Source organism: Pseudosporangium ferrugineum, from assembly GCF_003002065.1.
Classification (GTDB): Bacteria; Actinomycetota; Actinomycetes; order Mycobacteriales; family Micromonosporaceae; genus Actinoplanes; species Actinoplanes ferrugineus_A.
The window spans coordinates 50,759-70,493 of sequence record NZ_PVZG01000008.1; the positions used below are offsets into that span (position 1 = coordinate 50,759).

Here is a 19,735-nt window from a genome sequence, read left to right on the forward strand (position 1 = left end):
AATTTATGGGGGTCCGGGCCGGATGTCGAAGCTCTCGGGCGCCGTCGCGATCGTGACGGGCGCCAGCCGGGGAATCGGATTCGCGATCGCGCAGCGCTTCGTCGCCGAGGGGGCGAAGGTCTGCATCACCGGCCGCAACGCCGAGGCGCTCGACACCGCCGTCAAGGATCTCGGCGGGCCCGAGGTCGCGATCGGAGTGCCCGGCAAGGGCGACGACGCCGACCATCGCGCCGCGGTGATCGACACCGTGCTCGGCGCGTTCGGGCCGGTCTCGATCCTGGTCAACAACGTGGGCATCAATCCGGCGTACGGTCCGCTGGGCAGCCTCGACCTGGGCGCCGCCCGCAAGATGATCGACGTCAACGTGCTCGGCACGTTGGGCTGGGTGCAGGAGGCCCTGCGCGGCGGCCTGGCGGACACCGGCGGCTCCATCGTCAACATCTCGTCGGTCTCCGGGCTGCGGCCCGCGCCGGGCATCGCCTTCTACGGCGTCACCAAGGCCGCGCTGATCCACCTCACCGAGGAGCTGGCCGTCGAGCTGGCTCCCACCGTCCGGGTGAACGCCGTCGCGCCCGCCGTGGTCAAGACCCGCTTCGCCACCGCGCTCTACGAGGGCCGCGAGGCCGAGGTCATCGCCGGCTATCCGCTCGGCCGGCTGGGCGTGCCGGAGGACGTCGCCGGCACGGTGGCCTTCCTCTGCTCCCCGGACGCCGCCTGGATCACCGGGCAGACCGTGGTCATCGACGGCGGCGTCACCCTCACCGGGACGGTGCAGTGAACTCCGGGCCCACCCGGGTCGTGGTCACCGGGGCCGGCGGCGGCATCGGCGCCGCCCTGGCCCGGCGCTTCGCCGCGGACGGCGCCCGGGTGATCGTCAACGACCTGGACCCGGCCGCCGCCGAGGCCGTCGCGGCGGAGATCGGCGGGCTGGCGGTCCCGGGCGACGCGGCGAGCGAGGCGGACACCCGCCGGCTGGTCGACACCGCCTGGGCGGAGCTCGGCGGCTGTGACCTCTTCTGCGCCAACGCCGGCATCCTCACCGCCGGGTCGGCCGATGCGCCCGACGCCGACTGGGAAAAGGCCTGGCAGGTCAACGTCATGTCCCATGTGTACGTGGCCCGCGCCGTGCTCCCCCGCTGGCTCGACGGCGACGGCGGCCGCCTGCTGTTCACGGTGTCCGCCGCCGGGCTGCTCACGCTGCTCGGCTCCGCGCCGTACTCGGTCACCAAGCACGCGGCCCTCGGGTTCGCGGAGTGGCTGCGCGCCACGTACGCCCACCGCGGCATCACCGTGCAGGCGCTCTGCCCGCAGGGCGTGAACACCGCGATGATGACCGGCGAGGGCGACAGCGCCAGCAAGACGCTGCTGGCGGCCGGCGCGCTCGAGCCCGAGGACGTCGCCGACGTGGTCGCCGAGGCGCTGGAGGGCGACAGCTTCCTGATCCTGCCGCACCCCGAGGCGGCGGAGTTCTACCGGCGGCGGGCCACCGACACCGACCGCTGGCTGGGCGGCATGAACAAGATCCAGCGCGGCTTCGACGCGGCGGTCCCGTCATGAGCGGGCCGCGGGGGCTCGATCTGGAGCGGCTCCGGGCGTACCTGGGGTCGCCGCCGCTGAGCGCGACGATGTTCGCCGGCGGCCGGTCCAACCTGACGTACGCGGTCACCGACGGCACCCAGCGCTGGGTGCTGCGCCGGCCGCCGCTCGGGCACGTGCTGCCGACCGCGCACGACATGACCCGCGAGCACCGGGTGCTGGACGCGCTGTCCCGGGCGGGTTTCCCGGCGCCCCGGCCGGTCCGGCTCTGCACCGACCGGGACGTCATCGGCGCGCCGTTCTACCTCATGGAGCACGTCGACGGCACCATCTACCGCGACGCGGCCGCCCTGGAGGCGCTGGGCCCGGAGGCCATGCACCGGCTCGTGCTGTCCCTCGTGGACACCCTCGCCGCCCTGCACGCCCTGGAACCCGGCGCGATCGGGCTCGGCGACTTCGGCCGGCCGGAGGGCTTCAACGAGCGCCAGGTGCGCCGGTGGAAGAAGCAGCTCGACGCCTCCCGCAGCCGCGAGGTGCCGGGCATCGAGAAGCTGCACGCCCGGCTCGCCGCCGAGATCCCGGCCGGCGGTCCGGGCGCGGTGGTGCACGGCGACTACCGCCTCGACAACGTGCTGATCGGCGACCGGCTCCAGGTCAGCGCCGTGCTCGACTGGGAGATGTCCACGCTGGGCGACCCGCTCAGCGACGTGGCCCTGATGCTCGTGTACGCCGGCCGGCCGCTGCTCACCCAGGACGGCGCGCCGCGCACCTCGCTGTCCGTACCGGGGCATCCCAGCCTCGCGGAGCTGGCCGCCCACTACGCCGAGCGCTCCGGCCGCGACGTCTCCGACCTGCACTGGTACGTCGCCTTCGCCGCCTTCAAGCTCGCCGTGATCCTCGAGGGCGTGCACTACCGCTACGTGCAGGGGCAGACCGTCGGGGACGGCTTCGACACGGTCGGCGCGATGGTGGGACCGCTCGTCACGCAGGGGCACGAGTCGCTGGACGGCACGCTGGAGGGGAACTGATGGACTTCGCGTACGACGAGAAGACCGAGGACTACCGCAAGCGGCTGCTCGCCTTCATGGACGAGTACGTCTACCCCGCCGAGGAGGGCTTCGACGAGGCGTACCGGGGCGACTGGTCCCCGCCGCCGGTCATCGCCGAGTTGCAGGCCCGGGCCAAGCTCGCGGGCCTGTGGAACCTGTTCCTCCCGGGCGAGCACGGCGCCGGCCTGACCAACCTCCAGTACGCCCCGCTGGCCGAGCTCACCGGCCGCAGCCCGTGGATCGCGCCCCCGGCGCTGAACTGCGCGGCCCCGGACACCGGCAACATGGAGGTGCTCGCCGAGTTCGGCAGCCCGGAGCAGCGGGAACGCTGGCTGCGCCCGTTGCTCGACGGGACCGTACGCTCGGCGTTCGCGATGACCGAGCCGCAGGTCGCCTCCTCGGACGCGACCAACATCGGCACCCGGATCGTCCGCGAGGGCGACGAGTACGTCATCACCGGCCGCAAGTTCTACATCTCCGGCGCGATGAACCCGCAGTGCCGGATCTTCATCGTGATGGGCAAGACGGATCCCGATGCCGCCCGGCACGTGCAGCAGAGCATGATCCTGGTGCCCCGGGACACCCCCGGCCTCACCGTCCGGCGCGGCATGACGGTCTTCGGCTACGACGACGGCGACCACGGGGGCCACGCCGAGATGGTCTTCGACGGGGTACGCGTACCCGCGGCGAACCTGATCGGCGAGGAGGGTTCCGGCTTCGCGATCTCCCAGGCCCGCCTCGGCCCGGGGCGCATCCACCACTGCATGCGGCTGCTCGGCATGGCGGAGCGGGCGCTGGAGCTGATGTGCCGGCGGTCGCTGGCCCGCACCCCGTTCGGCAAGCCGCTCGCCGAGCAGGGCGTGGTGCAGGAGTGGATCGCCGAGTCGCGCGTCCGCATCGAGCAGGCCCGCCTCCTGGTGCTGAAGGCGGCGTGGCTGATGGACACCGTCGGCAACAAGGGCGCGCACACCGAGATCCAGGCCATCAAGATCATCGTGCCGTCCACCGCCGAGTGGATCATCGACAAGGCGATCCAGGCGCACGGCGCGGCCGGCGTCGGCCAGGACACCCCGCTGGCCCGGCTGTGGTCCGCCGCCCGCACCCTGCGCCTGGCCGACGGCCCGGACGAGGTGCACAAGCGCTCGCTGGCCCGGCGCGAGCTGCACCGCTACCGGCAAGCCTGATGCCGGCCCACCCCGTGATTCACCCCCTCGAGAGCCACCGGAGCTACTGATGCCGGCTGCGTCACCCCGCCCGCCCCAGCGCATCGACGGCCGCACGGCCCGCTCGGAACGCACCCGCGCGGCCATCGTCGAGGCGCACGTGACCCTGCTGCGCGAGGGCGACCTGCGCCCCACCGCCGACCGCATCGCCAAGCACGCCGGCGTGTCCCTGCGCGCCCTGTGGAGTCACTTCGCCGACATGGAGGCCCTCTTCGCGGCCAGCGGCCGGCTGATCCTCGAGCAGCGCGACGACTGCCACGAACCGATCCCGGCCGGCCTGCCCCTCGACCGGCGCATCGAGGCGTACTGCCACCAGCGGGCCCGCCAGCTGGAGCAGATCGCGCCGGTCGCCAAGGCCTCCTCGCTCAAGGAACCCTTCTCCCCGGCCCTGCAGAACCACCGCCGCACCCACATCCAGCGCGTACGCGACGAGCTGAGAGCCGTCTTCGGCCCGGAACTCGCCGGCGACGAGGACCTGCTGACCGCCCTGACCGCCCTGAGCATGTGGCCCACCTGGGGCACCCTGCGCGACGCGATGCGGCTGGACCCGGACCGCGCCCGCACCACCCTGGAGACGATGGTCCGCGCCCTCCTGACCCGCTGACCCCGTTTCCCTACAGCACCGCCGCCGCCTGCCGATAGCGAAGGAACCGCCACCGGTACGAGGAGGCGCACATGAACCGAGCCGCGACGTGAGCCCGGCGATGCGCGGCGCCTCGGCACCGCCCCCACCCGCCCTGCGCCGCCCCACCCCCGCACCGGCACCGGCGGCCCCCCGCCGCCCGGACCCGGCGGACCTGGCCATGGTGGTGGCGGCCAGCGACAGCCTGGTCCACGCCCAGTTCCGCCCGCTGCGCGAGCAGCGCCCCGCGGGCCCCCGCCCGGACCCCGCGGCCGTCACCCTGCTCGCCCAACTCGACCGCGTCGACGACAACCTCCGCGGCCTCCGCCACTCCCTCAGGCCGCGGTGACCGCCTGGATCAGCGACACCCCGAACAGCCCCGCCGGGTCGGTCCACCAGTGCCGGAGCGCGAAGCCGGCCCGGCCCAGCTCGTTCTCCAGGCCCTCGCGGCGGAACTTGGCCGAGATCTCGGTGCGGAGTTCCTCGCCCGCGGCGAAGTTCACCGTCAGGCCGAGCTCGCCGATCGTGACCCGCTGCGCGGACGTCGCGCGCAGGCGCATCTCGATCCACTCGTTGCGGTCGTCCCAGAGGGCCACGTGGGCGAACGCGTCGACGTCGAAGTTCGCGGACAGGCGGCGGTTGATCACGCGGAGGACGTTGCGGTTGAACTCGGCGGTCACGCCGGCCGCGTCGTCGTACGCGGGCACCACCACCGCCGGGTCCTTGACCAGGTCCGTGCCGAGCAGCAGCCACTCGCCCTCGTGCAGCGCCGCGCGCAGCGCCGACAGGAATTCCGCACGTTCGGCCGGGACGAGGTTGCCGATGGTCCCGCCGAGGAAGGCGACGACCCGGTTGTCGCCGTCCGGGAGGTGCGCCAGGTGCCGGGTCATGTCCCCGACCACCCCGCGTACGGCCAGGCCCGGATAGTCCGCGGTCAGCCCGGCGACCGCCTCCTCGAGGGCGGCGCCGGAGACGTCGAGCGGCACGAAGGAGCCCAGGGTGCCGTGCCGCAGCAGCGCGTCCAGCAGCAGCCGGGTCTTCTCCGACGAGCCGGAGCCCAGCTCGACCAGCGTCTTGGCGTCGGTGAGGCGGGCGATGTCGTCGGCGTGCCCGGCCAGGATCGCCCGCTCGGTGCGCGTCGGGTAGTACTCGGGCAGCCGGGTGATCTCCTCGAACAGCCGGCTGCCGCGGGCGTCGTAGAACCACTTGGGCGGCAGCCACTTCGGGTCGGCGGCGAGGCCGGTGGTGACGTCGGCGCGCAGTTCACGGTCGATGTCGTGCTCGTCGAGGTGGATCTCGAGCATGGTCACGATCTCCCTAGCGAGGTCAGGTGCACGGTGGACGGGGTGGCGACGAGCAGGTGGCCCTCGGGTACGGGCTCCCACTCCTCGCCCGGGTCGAGCGGTTCGGAGCTGACCAGCACGGATCCGGTGCCGGCGCGGACGGACAGGGCGTGGCCGAGCGTGGTGGCGACCACCTGTTCGCCGTCGGTGAGCAGCAGGTTGAGCCGCGACCCGGGCGCGGCGAGGTCGATCTCCGCCACCACCTCGGCGACCGCGTCGGCGGCCGGCGCCCCGGCGCGCAGCCGGTCGCGCACCAGCGCCCAGAGCAGCGCGGCGTCGGTGGGGGCGTCGAGGGTGAGCAGGTCCCGCACCGGGAGCCGGCCGGCCGGCTTGACGACCGAGCCGGGCCAGCCCCGGATCACGCCGTTGTGGCTGAACAGCCAGCGCCCCTCGGCGAAGGGCGCCGCGGCGGTCTCGGTCACCGGCATGCCGGCGGTGGCGGAGCGTACGGCGGCCAGCACGGCCCCCGACACGGTGGCGGCGGCGAGCGCGGGCAGGGCGGCATCCGACCAGATCGGCATCGCGCCGCGGTAGCGCACCGGCTCGGCGGCGCCCGGCGGATACCAGGCGACGCCGAACCCGTCGGCGTTGATGGTGCCGCCGCCGCGCATGTCCCGCGGTGCCCAGGCCTGGCGCAGCAGCCCGTGCGGCGGGTCGGAGAGCAGGGTGGCGAGCGGGGCCGGCGGTCCCAGGTAGGCCAGGTGGCGGCACATCAGCCGACGTCCGTTCCGGCGTCGCGGGCGCAGCGGAAGCCGCTGAAGATCTGCCGCCGGATCGGGTGGTCCCAGTTGCGGAACGTCCCGCGGCAGGCGGCGGCGTCGGTGCCGAACGAGCCGCCGCGCAGCACCCGGTAGTCACCGCCGAAGAAGACCTGCGAATACTCCGCGTACGGGAACACCCGGAAGCCGGGGTAGCCGTGGAAGCCGGAGCTGGTCCACTCCCAGACGTCGCCGATGAGCTGGTGCACGCCGAGCGGCGACGCGCCCCGCGGGTAGGCGCCGGCCGGTGCGGGCGCGAGATGCCGCTGTCCGAGGTTGGCGTGCTCCGGGCCGGGCGGGTCGTCGCCCCACGGGAAGCGCCGCGAGCGGCCGGTGGCCGGGTCGTGCCGGGCCGCCTTCTCCCACTCGGCCTCGGTGGGCAGCCGGCGGCCCGCCCAGGTCGCGTACGCCTCCGCCTCGAAGAAGCAGACGTGCACCACCGGCTCGTCCGGCACGACCCTTCCGGTACGCCCGAACCGCGTGTACGCCCACCCGTCCCCGTCCCGCTTCCAGTGCATCGGCGCGGTCAGCCCGGCCTCCCGCCGGTGCGCCCAGCCGCGCTCGCTCCACCAGCGCGGTTCGTCGTAGCCGCCGTCCGCGATGAACGCGGCGTACTCGGCGTTGGTGACCGGGGCGGCGTCGATGAAGAACGCCGGGACGTCGACCCGGTGCGCGGGTCGTTCGTTGTCCAGCGCCCACGGCTCGGTGTCGGTGCCCATCGTGAAGGGCCCGCCCGGGATCAACACCTCCCCCGACACGGGTACGCGCGCGGCCGGCGGCGCGGGCGCCTCCAGCACCGGGGCGCCGGCCCTCAGCTGGTGCGTGGCGAGCATCGTCTCGTCGTGCTGCTGCTCGTGCTGCACGATCATGCCGAACGCGAACCCGTCGGCGACCAGGGGCCGGTCGGTCAGCCGTACCCGGTCGAGCACGTCCAGGGCCTTGTCCCGCACCTGCCCGACGTACGCGCGGGCCTCGGCGGGGTTGAGCAGCGGCAGGGCCGGACGGTTCCGGCGGGGGTGCTTGAACGCGTCATAGAGCTCGTCGATGTCGCGGCGTACGGGTTCGCGCCCGCCCACGTCGCGGACCAGCCAGAGCTCCTCCTGGTTGCCGACGTGCGCGAGGTCCCACACCAGCGGCGACATCAGCGGCGAATGCTGGCGGACGAGGTCGGAGTCGTCGACGGCGTCGGTGAGCAGGGTGGTCCGCGCGCGGGCGCGGTCGAGTTCGGCGGCCACGGTGAGCCGCAGGTCCTGGGTCATCGGAGCGGTCCTTCCACAAGGCGGCACGGCCCCGCGCACCGGCATCGGCCGGCGCGCGGGCCTGCGGTCAACGGATGAGGTCTTCGCTGCGGAGGTCGGCGTGCCGCAGTCGCCGGTCGACGATGCCGGCCACCAGCGCGCGGACCCGGCCCGGCAGGCCGGTCCGGTCCAGGTGGCGGCAGGCCAGGTCGGCGACGTCGGCGGCGCAGGCGGCCACCACGGGGTCGGCCAGGCCGTCGCGGGCCGCCTGCTGCCAGCGTCCGGCGGCGGGGGCGACGAGGTCACGGGCGGCGTCGGTCAGGGCGTCGTCGGCGAGCAGCGTGCACAGCACCGCCACCGGCGCTATCCACTCGCCGCCCGGCTGCGCGTCGAGGTAGCGCACCTCGAGGTAGCCGCGCGGGCGTACGGGCGGGAACAGCGTGCTGATGTGGTATTCGAGGTCGTCCACGGTCGGCGGCACCGGTAACGCGCCGCCGATCCAGTCGGCGAACGTCACCCCCTCCGGCGCGTCCCACCGGCCGTCGCCGCGCCGTACGCACAACAGCGGCGCCGTCAGCACATAACGCGCCCAGCTTTCGGCCGGATCGGGGCCGGCGGCCACCGGGCCGCTGCGCCGGGGGTCGATGCCGTGCCAGGCCGCCATCCGCCCGCTGGCCCAGCCGGTGTCCCGCCCCGCGTGACGGCTCGAATTGGCGAACAGGGCCAGCAGCGGCGGGCCGAGCTCGTGCACCGCCGCCCAGCGGGCCGGAGCCCGCGCCTCGGTGCCCGCGTCGAGGCAGATCTGGAGCCCGGCGGTGCTGCACATCATGGTGCGGCCGGACGGTTCGCCGGCCCGCGCGAAGGCGGACTCCATCGCCGCGTAGCGGGGGGTGTCGAGGATGCGTACGGGCGGCCGGTGCGCGTCGAGCCCGTGCTCGCCGAGGCCGAGGCCGGAGCGGGCGAGGAGGTCGGCCAGCCGGGCGTGGTCGGCGGTGACCGCCGCGTACAGGGTGACCAGGGAGTCCGCCGGTGCGGAGGAGATCTCGACCTGGCCGCCGGGTTCGAGGGTGACCGTGCCGCCGCCCGGTAGCGGGACGGGGTCGCGGTTGCCGAGGGCGGTGGGTGCGTGCGGTCCGAGCGCCCGTCTCAGGGCGGTGGGCCGCAGGTGCGCCGCGGGTTCGCCGGCGCGATGGGTGGTCCATTCCAGTTCCACACCGACGCGGCCGGGTGGGCCGGTCTTGAAACAGATGCCGGAGACGTGCTCGGCTGCCTCGGAGGCGTGCCGCAGGATCCGTCCGGCCGGATCCTCGTCACTACTTTTGGTAGTCACGGCTCTCCTTAGAGTGTTGATCCCTCGGCGACCATACACAGATGTTTCGATCTCGTGCAGTCCTTGGCGTTAGGTTCGGAAGGCGTACCGATGACGAGGGAGGAACCATCAGTACCGTCGATGTGGACCGCGCGCGCAGGGAAACCCCAGGCTGCGCCTTTGTCACCCACCTCAACAACGCCGGCGCCGCGCTGCCGCCGGCTGTGGTCACCGACACAGCGATCGCCCACCTGCGCCGCGAGTCCGAGATCGGCGGCTACGAGGCCGCGGCCGAGGCGGCCGAGCGGGTCGAGGACGTCTACCGCTCGCTGGCCCGGCTGATCAACTGCGCCCCCGACGAGCTCGCCGTGGTCGAGAACGCCACCCGCGCCTGGGACATGGCGTTCTACGGCTTCACGTTCGGCCCCGGCGACCGCATCCTCACCACCCGCGCCGAGTACGCGAGCAACGTCATCGCGCTGCTCCAGGTCGCCCGCCGCACCGGGGCGGTGGTCGAACTGGTCGACGACGACGAGCACGGCGGCATCGACGTGGCCGACCTCGCCCGGCGCCTGGACGACACGGTCAAGCTGGTCATGCTCACGCACGTACCGACCTCCGGCGGCCTGGTGAACCCGGCGGCCGAGGTGGGCCGGCTGACCCGCGCCGCCGGGGTCCCGTTCCTGCTCGACGCCTGCCAGTCGGTCGGCCAGCTGCCGATCGACGTGGCGGAACTCGGCTGCGACCTGCTGTCGGCGACCGGGCGCAAGTTCCTGCGCGCTCCGCGCGGCACCGGTTTCCTGTACGCCCGCCGCGACCTCGCCCAACGGCTCGAACCACCGCTGCTGGACCTGCACGCGGCGACCTGGCCGGCGCCGGACCGCTACGAGGTACGCCCCGACGCGCGGCGCTTCGAGAACTGGGAGACGAACTACGCGGCGAAGCTGGGCCTGGGCGCCGCCGCCGACTACGCGCTGTCGTGGGATCTGGCGGCGACCACCGAGCGTCTCACCGCCCTCGCCGCCGGCCTGCGCGACCGGCTCCGCGAGCGCCCCGGCGTCACCGTCCACGACCGCGGCGCCCGCCTCGGCGGCATCGTCACGTTCACCGTCGCCGGGGTGGACTCCACGGAGGTACGGGACACGCTCTCCGCCGCAGGCGTCAACACCAGCGTGAGCCCCGCCGACTACGCCCAGTGGCACCTCAAGGGACGCGGCCTGCCGGACGTGGTCCGCGCCTCGACCCACTACTACAACACCGAGGAGGAGCTGGACCTGCTCTGCCGGCACCTGCCCTCCCCTCGCTGAGCGTCAGCGCAGGGCGCGCGACCGGTGGCTACCGCCGCGGGGAGCGCGCTTGCGCCGTCGCAGCGCCAGCACCCCGATCAACCCGGCCGCCAGCACCACGCCCGCCGAGACGCCCACCTCCTGCGTGGAGAAGCCGGCCAGGTCGGTCGCGGGTGGGGCCTTGGGCGCCGCGGCGTTCCCGCCGCCGCCGGCCGACGGCCCGCGGGAGCTCGACGGCTTGGGGCGGGGCGGGACGACCAGGTCCTTGCCGACGATCGAGGTGATCCACTGCGCCGCGGTGTCGATCCGGCTGCCGAGGTCCGCGCCGCGATGCGGGCAGGTCGGCCCGGTGCTGACCACCGCGACCACGACCGCCGTCCCGTCCGCCTTCTCGGTGAAGTACGGCCCGCCCGAGTCGTGCTTGCACGGGCTGGTGTCCTTGCGGGGCGACGTCCCGGCGAGCCCGATCAGGGTGTCGTCCACCGACGTCACCTTGAACCGGCCGGTCTGCATCCGCCGGGGCTCCTCGGTGTCGTCGCCGTCGAGCAGCCCGAAGCCGGTCAGCCGCACCTTGTCCCCGGTCTGGGGCCGGCTGCGGCTCAGCTTCAGCGGGGTGATGCCGGTGATGGGCCGGTCGAGCTTGGCGAGCGCGATGTCGGCGGTCTTGCTCTGCCGCACCGCGACCACGGTGGCCACCTGACCGTCGTCGCTGTCCAGGTCGGCACGACCGACGGTGACCGTGGTCTTGCGCGCGACCGGCCGGGAGACGTGCCGGTCCCTCGTGTCCCGGAAGCAGTGACCGGCGGTGAGCACCCAGCGCGGCGAGATGAGCCCGCCGGAGCACGAGCTGTTGCGGCGTCCGCCGCCGGCGGTCGGGATCCCGGTCATCGTCAGCTTGACGGCGAACCGGTACTCGCCGTCGGCCACGGTCTCCCCGTTGGCGACGGCGTGCGCCGCGGTGCCGGGCAGAATCACCAGACCGCAGAGCACGAGGATCGCCAGCAGAAGCTTCGTCGATTTCGTGTCCATCGTCCGCCAAAGATCACCCAGAACGGTGATCGGTTGGAAGACCACTTCCTGCTCGAAAACGTCGTAATCGGACGCTCACGGACAGTATCAACGAGCGAGCCGCCGGCCCGGTTTCCCGGCCTGCGCGGCACCTTGACGCCGGGCCCGCCTTGTGCGGATTGACCTGCTAAGACAGGCCTCGGTTACGGTCGCCGACGTCAGACATTTCGCCGCTCGGGTCCTCGCCGTACGCAACGCTGCGCACGGCACCGGCGTCAGCCGGCACAGGAAAGCACTCGCGTGTCCCGGGCCGACCGAGGAGCCACGCTGTCCGCTAGCCCGCTGCGCCTGGCCGTCTGCGCCGGCGCCTTCGCCGTCCTGCTGCTGCCCTCCTCCGCCGAGGCAGCACCCGCCCTGAACCCGGCCCCGGCCCTGAACCCGTCCCCCGACCTGAACCCGACCCCCGACCTGATCCCGGCCCGCGACCTGATCCCGGCCCGCGCTCTCCACCCCGCATTGCTCCCCGCGCTGCTCCCCGCCGCGAAAGAAACCCTCGCCCTCAGACCGGCAGCCCTCGCACCCGATCCGGCAGCCCTCGCCCTTAACCCGGCGGCCTCGGCTCTCCAGCCGGCCTCCTTGGACGCGGCGCTGGCCGCGCCGGCCGCGGTCGGCCTCGCCGGCAAGCTGATGCCCCGCAGGACGCCGCGGCTCACACCCCGCCAGCTCGCCCTGCGACACGCCCGGGCCCGGGTCAGGGTCGTAGCGTTCGCCCGCGCCCAGCGCGGCGACCGGTACGCCTACGGCGCGTCGGGCCCGTCGAGCTGGGACTGCTCGGGCCTGACCCGCGGCACCTACCGGGTCGTGGGCATCCGGCTCCCGCACTCCTCGGCGGCCCAGGCCCGCCACGGTCGGCGGGTCACCCCCCGCACGGCCCGGGTCGGCGACCTGGTCGCGATGCGCGGCCACGTCGGCATCCTCGTCGGCCGGTGGCGCATGGTCGACGCGCCCGGCACCGGCCGCCGCGTCACGGAACGCTTCATCTACCGCACGTCCACCCTGCAGTTCCGCCGCCTCATCGGCTGATCACCCGTAAGCCGGCCCACCCGAAGCCGGCGGACCACCGGCGGCCGGCTACAGCAGGACGACCGAGCGGGCTCCTTCGCCGCGCGACATCCGGTCGAAGGCCGCCGGGACGTCCGCCAGCCCGATCCGGTCCGTCACCAGGTGGTCCAGCCTCAGTGCTCCCGAGAGCACGTCCCGCGCCAGCTGCGGCACCTCCACGTCGGGGTCCGCCGACCCGTACACGGAGGATCGCAGCGTGCGTGCCGACGAGAAGATGTCGAGGGCGCTGAGCTGGACCATGTCGTCGCCGCGGCCCATGCCCACGACCGTCACCCGGCCGCCGCGCCGGGCGGCGCGCCAGGCCGCGCGGATCGTCGCCGCGCGGCCCACGCACTCGAACGCGTGGTCCGCGCCCCGGCCGGACGTGCGGGTCCGGACGTCCTTGGAGAGCGAATCCCCCGCGACCACGAAGTCCGTCGCCCCCGCCGCCTCGGCCAGCGCCTTCTTGCCCTCGGACACGTCGACCGCGATTACCGGGCCGGCGCCGGCCGCGCGGGCCGCCGCCACCACCGACAGGCCGACCCCGCCGAGCCCGATCACCACCACCGAGTCGCCCGGGGCCACCGCGGCGGTGTTGCGGACCGCGCCGGTGCCGGTCAGCACCGCACAACCGAGCAGCGCCGCGCTCTCCCACGGCAGCTCGGGCGGCACCGGGATGACCGCGCGTTCCGGCACGACGACCTGCTCCGCGAAGGCGCCCAGCCCCAGCGTCACGTGCACCGGCTCGCCGTCGAGGGTGCTGCCGTTCTCCAGCGCCGCCACGTTCGCCGACGGGCACAGCCAGGGCTCGCCGCGCGTGCAGAACCAGCAGGTGCGGCAGGGCGGCGCCCAGTTGAGGGCCACGGGCGTGCCCGGGGAGACGCGGGTGACGCCCGCGCCCGCCTCGACCACCTCGCCGGCCGCCTCGTGGCCCAGGATCAGCGGATACGGCGGGCTCAGCGTGCCGTTGACCATGGACAGGTCGGAGTGGCACACGCCGGCCGCGCGGATGCGTACCCGCACCTGGCCGGGGCCGATCTCGGGCAGGTGCACCTCCTCGACCGCGGGGGGCGTGCCGGGGTGGCGCACCACCAGGGCGCGGATGTAGGCCGTCACTGCTGGATCGCCTTCGTCTCCTGGAATTCCGCGAGCCCGTGCACGCCGAGCTCGCGGCCGATGCCCGACTGCTTGTAGCCGCCGAACGGGGCGAGCGGGTTGAACGCGCCGCCGTTGACGTCGACCGCCCCGGTGCGCAGCCGCCGGGCCACCGCGAGCGCCCGGTCCTGGCTGCCCCACACGCCGCCGGCCAGGCCGTAGCGGGAGTTGTTGGCGATCCGCACGGCGTGGTCGTCGTCGTCGAACGGAATGATCGACAGCACCGGCCCGAAGATCTCCTCCTGCGCCAGCTCGCTGTCCGGGTCGACGTCCGCGAACACGGTGGGTGCGACGAAATACCCCTTCCCGGGTACGCCCTGAGCACCCGCGACCATCCGCGCGCCGGCCCGCTCGATGAAGCCGCGCACCCGCTCCCGCTGCGCCGCCGACACCAGGGGCCCGAGCCGCGTCCCCTCGTCGAACGGGTCGCCGGTGCGGTAGCCCTGCGCGGTGGCGGCGGCCAGCTCGACCGCCGCGTCGTAGTGGCTGCGGTGCACGAGCATGCGGGTCCACGCAGTACACGTCTGACCGGAGTTGAGGAACGCCGTGCCGACGCCGACCTTCACCGCCTTGACCAGGTCCGCGTCCTCGAGGATGACGTTGGCGGACTTGCCGCCGAGCTCGAGCGCGACCCGGGCGACCCGGTCGGCCGCCGCGTGCGCGATCGCCCGGCCCGTCGCCGTGGAACCGGTGAAGGACACCATGTCGACGTCCGGGTGACCGGCGAGCGCCGCGCCGACCGCCGGCCCGGTGCCGGTGACCAGGTTGAGCACCCCGTCCGGCAGCCCGGCCTCCTCGGCCGCGTCGAAGAGCAGGTACGCGGTCAGCGGCGTCAGCTCGCTCGGCTTGAGCACCACCGTGCAGCCGGCGGCGAGGGCGGCGGCCACCTTGGCGACGACCTGGTGCAGGGGGTAGTTCCACGGCGTGATCGCCCCGACCACGCCCACCGGCTCGCGGACGATCAGCGAGTTGCCGATCGTCTCCTCGGGCACGGGCTGCGCGGCCAGGTCGGCGTACCCCCGCAGAACGGTGAGCGGCAGTCCCGCCTGGACCGACCGGGCGACCTTGAGCGGCGTGCCCAGCTCGAGCCCGACCGTGCGGGCGATGTCGGCGGCGCGGGCCGACAGCGCTTCGTGCACCTTGCCCAGGGCGGCGCCGCGCTCGGCCATCGGGGTGGCCGCCCAGCCGTCGAAGGCGGCCCGGGCGGCGGCGACGGCCCGGTCCACGTCCTCGCCGGTGCCCGCCGGCACGTGCGCCAGGATTTCCTCGGTCGCGGGATTCTCGACCGCGATCGTCTCCGCCGACGCCGGGGCGACCCACCGGCCGCCGATGTAGAGCGTGTCCCGGTTCATCGCAGCACTCCGTTCTTCAGGGCCTCGAGGCCGGTGATCACGGTTTCCAGTCCGAGCGCGAAGGCGCCCTCGTCCACGCTGCGGCGGTGCTCGGCGAGCAGGTGCGCGTCGCGCAGGTGGGGGTAGCGTTCGGCGTACACCTGCGGGTCCTCGTCGAAGCCCAGCGCGAACGAGCCGAGCGCCGAGCCGGTGACCAGGTAGCGCAGGACCGCGCCGATGTGGGTGGCCCGCGCGGGCGGCCAGCCCGCGGCGATCAGGCCGCCGTAGACGGTGTCCGCCATGGCCAGCGCGGCCGGACGCCGGCCCGGGCCCTGCGCGAGCACCGGCACGATGTTCGGGTGCGCGCTGAGCGCCGCGTGGTACGAGTACGCCCACAGCCGCAGCGCGTCCGGCCACTCGTGGGTGCCGAAGTACGACACGTCCACCCGGGCGATGACCGCGTCGGCGACGGCGTCCAGGATCTCGTTCTTGGTCGGGAAGTGGTTGTAGAGCGACGGCCCGGCGACCCCGAGCTCGGTGGCGAGCCGGCGCACGGAGAGCGCCTCCAGCCCCTCGGCGTCCACGAGGGCGCCGGCCACCTCGACGATCCGCTGCCGGGTGAGCACCGCATGCCGGGGGCGGGCCAATGTGACACTCCTGTAACCCTGGACTCCGGAAAACTTACACCGCTAGTTTTAGCACGTGGACTTTTCACTCAGCGACGAAGAGCGTGCGATCCGCGACACCGCCCGGCAGTTCATCACCCGCGAGGTCGTGCCGCTCGAGCAGGAGGCGCTGCGCCGGGAGCGGGCCCACCGGCCCGGGCTCGACCACAGCGAGCTGCGCGAGCTTCAGCTCAAGGCGAAGAAGTTCGGCTTCTGGGGCCTGGCCACGCCCGAGGAGTACGGCGGCATGAACCTGCCGGCGGTCATGCAGTCGCTGATCTGGACCGAGGTCGGGCGCACGTTCGTCCAGTTCCGCTTCGGCGGCGAGGCGGACAACATCCTCTTCTACGCCAACGACGAGCAGAAGCGCGAATACCTGGTGCCCACGATCGAGGGCGACCGGATCTCCTGCTTCGCGATCACCGAGCCCGGCGCCGGCTCGGACGCGGCGAACATCAAGCTGAGCGCCCGCCGCGACGGCGACGACTGGGTCCTCAACGGCGAGAAGACGTTCATCACCAACGGCAACGACGCCGACTTCGTCATCGTGGTCGCGGTGACCGACCGGGAAAAGGGCGTCCGCGGCGGCGGCACGACCGCGTTCCTGGTCGACCGGGAGATGGGCTGGCGCTCCGAGTTCATCCAGACCATGGGCGAGGGCGGGCCGGCGTCGCTGATCTTCGAGGACGTACGGGTGCCGTCGCGCAACATCCTCGGCGAGATCGGCCAGGGCTTCGAGCTGGGCATGCAGTGGATCGGCAAGGGCCGCTACCTGATCCCGTCGACCGCCCTCGGCATCGCGGAGCGGGCCCTCGGCATGGCGATCGAGTACGCCAACACCCGCGAGACCTTCGGCCGCAGGATCGGCGAGAACCAGGCGATCCAGTGGATGATCGCCGACTCCGAGGTGGAGCTGGAGGCGGCCCGCTGGCTCATCCTGCGCGCCGCCTGGACCGTGGACCAGGGTGCCGACCCGAGACACGCCTCCTCGATGGCCAAGCTGTACGGCGCCGCCATGGTGAACAATGTGGTGGACCGGGTCATGCAGGTGCACGGCGGCATGGGCTACACCCGGGAGCTGCCGATCGAGCGCTGGTACAGGCAGGTCCGGCTGATGCGCATCTACGAGGGCACCGACGAGATGCAGCGCCTCATCATCTCGCGCGACCTGCTCAGGGGTTACACCAAGATCGGAGGCCACCTCTCGTGACCATGCTGTCGCTGGCCGCCGTCCTCGCCGAGGGCGCCCGCCGTTACCCGGACAAGATCGCGGTGGTCGACGGCCCGCTGCGGACCACGTACCGGGATCTCTGGGCGCAGGCCCGCGCGTACGCGGCCGGGCTCCAGGACCTGGGCGTCGGCCCGGACGACACCGTCGCCGTGCTGATCCCGAACGTCACCGACTTCCCCCGGGTGTATTTCGGCGCGCTGGCCGCCGGCGCCCGCGTCGTCCCGGTGCACCTGCTGCTCACCCCCGACGAGATGGCGTACGTCCTGCGCGACAGCGGCGCGAGCGTGCTCGTCGCGCACTCCAGCCAGCTCACGACCGCGGGCGCCGCGGCGCAGCTGGCCGGCGTGCGGCTGGTCAGCGTAGGGCCGCTGCCGGCGGAGCTGCCCGGGGCGCCGCAACGGCTGGAGGACGCGGCCGCCGCGGTGGCGCCGCTGCCGACGTACGTGTCCCGCGAGGCCGAGGACGTGGCGATCGTCTTCTACACCAGCGGCACCACGGGCGAGCCGAAGGGCGCCCTGCTCACCCACCTCAACCTGGTGCTGAACGCGGCCGTGAACGTGTTCGACTGCAACGACATCCGCAGCGACGACGTGGTCCTGGGCTGCCTGCCGCTCTTCCACACGTACGGCCAGACGGTCGGCATGAACGGCACCTTCCGGGCCGGCGGGACGCTGGTGCTGCTGGCGCGGTTCTCCGGCGAGGCGGCGGTGGACCTCATGGTCCGGGAGGGCGTGACGGTCTTCCACGGCGTACCGACGATGTACATCGCCCTGCTGGAGGCAGCCGCCAAGGCCGACAAGCTTCCCGAGCTGCGCATCTGTTCCTCCGGCGGGGCGTCGCTGCCGGTCGCGGTGCTCGAGCGGTTCAGCGACACCTTCCACGCCACGATCTTCGAGGGGTACGGCCTCTCCGAGACGTCGCCGACGGCCACCACGAACCAGCCGGCCTTCGGCACCCGGGCGGGCACGATCGGCCACCCGATCTGGGGCGTGGAGGTGGAGATCGCCCGCGCCGAGGTGGACGAGCGGATCGAGCTGCTGCCGGTCGGCGAGCTGGGCGAGATCGTGATCCGCGGGCACAACGTCTTCGCCGGCTACCTCAACCGGCCGGAGGAGACCGCGCTGGCGGTGGTCGACGGCTGGTTCCGCAGCGGCGACCTGGGCACCAAGGACGCCGACGGCTTCATCACGATCGTCGACCGCAAGAAGGATCTGATCATCCGCGGCGGCTTCAACGTCTATCCCCGCGAGGTCGAGGAGGCCCTGGCCCGCCACCCCGCGGTGGTGCAGGTGGCGGTGATCGGCGTGCCGGACGACGTGCACGGCGAGGAGATCTGCGCGGTCGTGGTGCCCGACCCCGGCGGCGTGACCGCCGAGGAGCTCATCGAGTGGTCGAAGGAGCGGCTGGGCCGGCACAAATATCCGCGGCAGGTGCGGTTCGCCGAGTCGCTGCCGATGGGACCCAGCTTCAAGGTCCTCAAGCGGGAGCTACGCCGGACGATCGGCGGCCAGTAGCGCCGGCAGTTCGGCCACGATCGGCTCGTCGGCGGGCAGCCAGGGCACGCTGTTCAGCTCGTCGACGGCGAGCCAGCGCATGTCCGCATGTTCCAGGGCCCGCGGCACGTCGCCGTCCCGCAGCGTCACGGCGAAGACGCGCAGGACGGCGCGGCCGTGCGCCAGCGGCACGTCGGGGCCGACCCGGGCACCCACCTCCACGCGGACGCCCAATTCCTCCGCGCACTCGCGAGCCAGCGCCTCGGCGTCGGTCTCGCCCGGCTCGACCTTGCCGCCGGGGAATTCCCAGCGCCCGGCGACCTCGGGCGGGGCGGAACGCTCGCAGGCCAGCACCCGGCCGTCCATGACGATCACGGCGGCAACAATCACTCTCCGTGACAAATGGCCGCTGACGTGCTGTTCAAGGGGCATGAACCAAGAGCGTGCCACAAAACTTAACCGATCAGGTTGAGTGATGCGTCCCGATCGTCGGGAGAACACGGATATGTGGGCGTGGACATCGTTGACGCCGCAGACAAGACTGTGGGCACCGACCATGACGACACGGCGACAGTTTGGCCACAAGCCGGCAACGACGCCAGGGAGGTGCGGCGATGCGGGGCAGGAAACTACGGGGTACCCGCTCCGACTACTTGAGCGACGCGCTCGCGGTGCTCGGCGGGTGGACCCAGGACGGTGTCCAGCTCAAGCGCGTCCTCACGTGCGACGACAGCCAGCACGCCGCCCTGACCGAGCGCATCAAGGTCGCGGCCGACACGTTGCGGCTCCGGCCGCTGATCCAGCGCGCGAACGGTCACACGCAGATCCTGCTCGGCGCCGCGGACGGCGGCGCCATCACCGACGGTGAGGTCACGCTCGCGGCCCGAATCGAGGATGCGTACCGTACGGTGGTCGGCCCTCAGTAATCTTGATCCATGACGGCTCCGGTGTACGACAACAAGGGTCAGTACCAGCAGATCGCCTCCGGCCTCCTCGAGGGTGAGCAGATCATCGCGGTGTACGACGCGGTCGGCGTCGGCACCGGGTTCATCGGGCTCACCGACCGCCGGGTGATCATCCAGGACAAGTCGTTCGTCGGCAAACGCTTCGCGATCACCAGCATTCCGTACTCGAAGGTGAGCAGCGTGAGCGTGGTCAGCAACAAGAGCTGGGCCGGGCAGTACTTCTCCACCGGCACCATCGCCATCACCGTCGGCCAGCACGTCTACGAGGTCGAGTTCCGCGGCTCCGAGAAGACCCACCACGTGCACAACGTGATCCTGCACTACGCGTCCTGACGCCCCGCTTTCCACGGTGCGCCGCCCCGCCGGGCGGCGCACCTTTTTGTCGGCATAGACGAAAGTCCATACGACACGTCGGAAAGTAT

At 73.1% G+C, this 19,735-nt stretch carries 21 protein-coding genes; 12 read left to right on the plus strand and 9 right to left on the minus strand.

The window, feature by feature from the left end; all coding sequences use genetic code 11:
• The first annotated feature begins 22 nt into the window (after positions 1-22).
• From CLV70_RS18095 to CLV70_RS39150, 6 genes are all read left to right on the plus strand, one after another.
• Positions 23-778, plus strand: coding sequence for an SDR family oxidoreductase (locus CLV70_RS18095; protein WP_106127706.1), 756 nt, complete (start codon positions 23-25; stop codon positions 776-778).
• A complete protein-coding gene (locus CLV70_RS18100; protein ID WP_106127707.1) occupies positions 775-1,557 on the plus strand; it encodes an SDR family oxidoreductase in 783 nt (260 codons plus the stop codon). The genes CLV70_RS18095 and CLV70_RS18100 overlap by 4 nt, the downstream gene beginning before the upstream one ends.
• Positions 1,554-2,564: a phosphotransferase family protein gene (locus tag CLV70_RS18105; RefSeq protein ID WP_106127708.1), complete on the plus strand. Its 1,011-nt coding sequence runs from the start codon at positions 1,554-1,556 to the stop codon at positions 2,562-2,564. Before CLV70_RS18100 ends, CLV70_RS18105 begins: the two co-directional genes overlap by 4 nt.
• The gene (locus tag CLV70_RS18110) at positions 2,564-3,769 is read left to right on the plus strand and encodes an acyl-CoA dehydrogenase family protein (RefSeq protein WP_106127709.1); all 1,206 of its coding nucleotides are present in this window, start codon (positions 2,564-2,566) and stop codon (positions 3,767-3,769) included. The genes CLV70_RS18105 and CLV70_RS18110 overlap by 1 nt, the downstream gene beginning before the upstream one ends.
• 49 nt (positions 3,770-3,818) lie before the next feature.
• Positions 3,819-4,412 carry a TetR/AcrR family transcriptional regulator gene (locus CLV70_RS18115; protein ID WP_106127710.1) on the plus strand — a complete coding sequence of 198 codons (594 nt, stop codon included), beginning with the start codon at positions 3,819-3,821 and terminating at the stop codon, positions 4,410-4,412.
• A gap of 88 nt (positions 4,413-4,500) precedes the next feature.
• Entirely contained in the window at positions 4,501-4,779 is a 279-nt protein-coding gene (locus tag CLV70_RS39150) for a hypothetical protein (protein WP_146164090.1), read from the plus strand.
• Here the strand turns inward: CLV70_RS39150 and egtD are convergent.
• The 4 genes from egtD to egtA form a co-directional block, all read right to left on the minus strand.
• Positions 4,766-5,734, minus strand: coding sequence for an L-histidine N(alpha)-methyltransferase (egtD, locus tag CLV70_RS18120; RefSeq protein WP_106127711.1), 969 nt, complete (start codon positions 5,732-5,734; stop codon positions 4,766-4,768). The two genes, CLV70_RS39150 and egtD, sit on opposite strands and share 14 nt — an antisense overlap.
• A gap of 2 nt (positions 5,735-5,736) precedes the next feature.
• Entirely contained in the window at positions 5,737-6,486 is a 750-nt protein-coding gene (gene egtC, locus CLV70_RS18125) for an ergothioneine biosynthesis protein EgtC (protein WP_106127712.1), read from the minus strand.
• Entirely contained in the window at positions 6,486-7,790 is a 1,305-nt protein-coding gene (gene egtB / locus CLV70_RS18130; protein WP_106127713.1) for an ergothioneine biosynthesis protein EgtB, read from the minus strand. Before egtB ends, egtC begins: the two co-directional genes overlap by 1 nt.
• A gap of 67 nt (positions 7,791-7,857) precedes the next feature.
• Positions 7,858-9,099, minus strand: a complete 1,242-nt coding sequence (gene egtA, locus CLV70_RS18135) for an ergothioneine biosynthesis glutamate--cysteine ligase EgtA (RefSeq protein ID WP_245908309.1) — start codon at positions 9,097-9,099, stop codon at positions 7,858-7,860.
• 122 nt (positions 9,100-9,221) lie between these two features.
• On the opposite strand from egtA, the gene CLV70_RS18140 reads away from it, so the two are divergent.
• Positions 9,222-10,385, plus strand: a complete 1,164-nt coding sequence (locus CLV70_RS18140) for an aminotransferase class V-fold PLP-dependent enzyme (RefSeq protein ID WP_245908310.1) — start codon at positions 9,222-9,224, stop codon at positions 10,383-10,385.
• Between the two features lie 3 nt (positions 10,386-10,388).
• On the opposite strand, the gene CLV70_RS18145 is transcribed toward CLV70_RS18140, so the two are convergent.
• Positions 10,389-11,393, minus strand: a complete 1,005-nt coding sequence (locus CLV70_RS18145; RefSeq protein ID WP_106127715.1) for a S1 family peptidase — start codon at positions 11,391-11,393, stop codon at positions 10,389-10,391.
• A 279-nt stretch (positions 11,394-11,672) separates the two neighbouring features.
• Between CLV70_RS18145 and CLV70_RS39700 the strand changes: the two genes are divergently transcribed.
• Positions 11,673-12,455, plus strand: coding sequence for a C40 family peptidase (locus CLV70_RS39700; protein WP_158277776.1), 783 nt, complete (start codon positions 11,673-11,675; stop codon positions 12,453-12,455).
• A 48-nt stretch (positions 12,456-12,503) separates the two neighbouring features.
• Here the strand turns inward: CLV70_RS39700 and CLV70_RS18160 are convergent, their stop codons facing one another.
• The 3 genes from CLV70_RS18160 to CLV70_RS18170 are packed head-to-tail and all read right to left on the minus strand — an operon-like array spanning position 12,504 to position 15,606.
• Positions 12,504-13,589: an alcohol dehydrogenase catalytic domain-containing protein gene (locus tag CLV70_RS18160; protein WP_211303804.1), complete on the minus strand. Its 1,086-nt coding sequence runs from the start codon at positions 13,587-13,589 to the stop codon at positions 12,504-12,506.
• Positions 13,586-14,980 (minus strand): aldehyde dehydrogenase family protein, encoded by a 1,395-nt coding sequence (locus CLV70_RS18165; RefSeq protein WP_106127717.1) that lies wholly within the window; start codon positions 14,978-14,980, stop codon positions 13,586-13,588. Before CLV70_RS18165 ends, CLV70_RS18160 begins: the two co-directional genes overlap by 4 nt.
• Positions 14,977-15,606, minus strand: coding sequence for a TetR/AcrR family transcriptional regulator (locus tag CLV70_RS18170; RefSeq protein WP_106127718.1), 630 nt, complete (start codon positions 15,604-15,606; stop codon positions 14,977-14,979). The genes CLV70_RS18165 and CLV70_RS18170 overlap by 4 nt, the downstream gene beginning before the upstream one ends.
• A 55-nt stretch (positions 15,607-15,661) precedes the next feature.
• On the opposite strand from CLV70_RS18170, the gene CLV70_RS18175 reads away from it, so the two are divergent.
• Together CLV70_RS18175 and CLV70_RS18180 are read left to right on the plus strand one after the other, a co-directional pair.
• Positions 15,662-16,834 carry an acyl-CoA dehydrogenase family protein gene (locus CLV70_RS18175; protein ID WP_106127719.1) on the plus strand — a complete coding sequence of 391 codons (1,173 nt, stop codon included), beginning with the start codon at positions 15,662-15,664 and terminating at the stop codon, positions 16,832-16,834.
• 2 nt (positions 16,835-16,836) lie between these two features.
• Positions 16,837-18,369, plus strand: coding sequence for a long-chain-fatty-acid--CoA ligase (locus CLV70_RS18180; protein WP_245908324.1), 1,533 nt, complete (start codon positions 16,837-16,839; stop codon positions 18,367-18,369).
• Here the strand turns inward: CLV70_RS18180 and CLV70_RS18185 are convergent.
• The gene (locus CLV70_RS18185) at positions 18,343-18,738 is read right to left on the minus strand and encodes a (deoxy)nucleoside triphosphate pyrophosphohydrolase (RefSeq protein WP_106127721.1); all 396 of its coding nucleotides are present in this window, start codon (positions 18,736-18,738) and stop codon (positions 18,343-18,345) included. The genes CLV70_RS18180 and CLV70_RS18185 overlap by 27 nt on opposite strands.
• Positions 18,739-18,962: 224 nt before the next feature.
• Here CLV70_RS18185 and CLV70_RS18190 point away from each other — a divergent pair, with 224 nt between their 5' ends.
• Both CLV70_RS18190 and CLV70_RS18195 read left to right on the plus strand, forming a co-directional pair.
• Positions 18,963-19,274: a 4a-hydroxytetrahydrobiopterin dehydratase gene (locus CLV70_RS18190; RefSeq protein WP_106127722.1), complete on the plus strand. Its 312-nt coding sequence runs from the start codon at positions 18,963-18,965 to the stop codon at positions 19,272-19,274.
• Positions 19,275-19,283: 9 nt separating this feature from the next.
• Complete coding sequence (locus CLV70_RS18195; RefSeq protein WP_106127723.1) at positions 19,284-19,646, plus strand: PH domain-containing protein; 363 nt, start codon at positions 19,284-19,286, stop codon at positions 19,644-19,646.
• Positions 19,647-19,735 lie beyond the last annotated feature (89 nt).

Bases quoted from the DNA above. Each gene is read 5' to 3' on its own strand.
- CLV70_RS18105 (WP_106127708.1), top strand. From the start codon at position 1,554: ATGAGCGGGCCGCGGGGGCTCGATCTGGAGCGGCTCCGGGCGTACCTG.
- CLV70_RS18110 (WP_106127709.1), top strand. From the start codon at position 2,564: ATGGACTTCGCGTACGACGAGAAGACCGAGGACTACCGCAAGCGGCTG.
- CLV70_RS18195 (WP_106127723.1), top strand. From the start codon at position 19,284: ATGACGGCTCCGGTGTACGACAACAAGGGTCAGTACCAGCAGATCGCC.
- egtD (WP_106127711.1), bottom strand. From the start codon at position 5,734: ATGCTCGAGATCCACCTCGACGAGCACGACATCGACCGTGAACTGCGC.
- CLV70_RS18165 (WP_106127717.1), bottom strand. From the start codon at position 14,980: ATGAACCGGGACACGCTCTACATCGGCGGCCGGTGGGTCGCCCCGGCG.
- CLV70_RS18145 (WP_106127715.1), bottom strand. From the start codon at position 11,393: ATGGACACGAAATCGACGAAGCTTCTGCTGGCGATCCTCGTGCTCTGC.
- CLV70_RS18190 (WP_106127722.1), top strand. From the start codon at position 18,963: ATGCGGGGCAGGAAACTACGGGGTACCCGCTCCGACTACTTGAGCGAC.
- egtC (WP_106127712.1), bottom strand. From the start codon at position 6,486: ATGTGCCGCCACCTGGCCTACCTGGGACCGCCGGCCCCGCTCGCCACC.
- CLV70_RS18180 (WP_245908324.1), top strand. From the start codon at position 16,837: ATGCTGTCGCTGGCCGCCGTCCTCGCCGAGGGCGCCCGCCGTTACCCG.
- CLV70_RS18115 (WP_106127710.1), top strand. From the start codon at position 3,819: ATGCCGGCTGCGTCACCCCGCCCGCCCCAGCGCATCGACGGCCGCACG.
- egtB (WP_106127713.1), bottom strand. From the start codon at position 7,790: ATGACCCAGGACCTGCGGCTCACCGTGGCCGCCGAACTCGACCGCGCC.
- CLV70_RS18095 (WP_106127706.1), top strand. From the start codon at position 23: ATGTCGAAGCTCTCGGGCGCCGTCGCGATCGTGACGGGCGCCAGCCGG.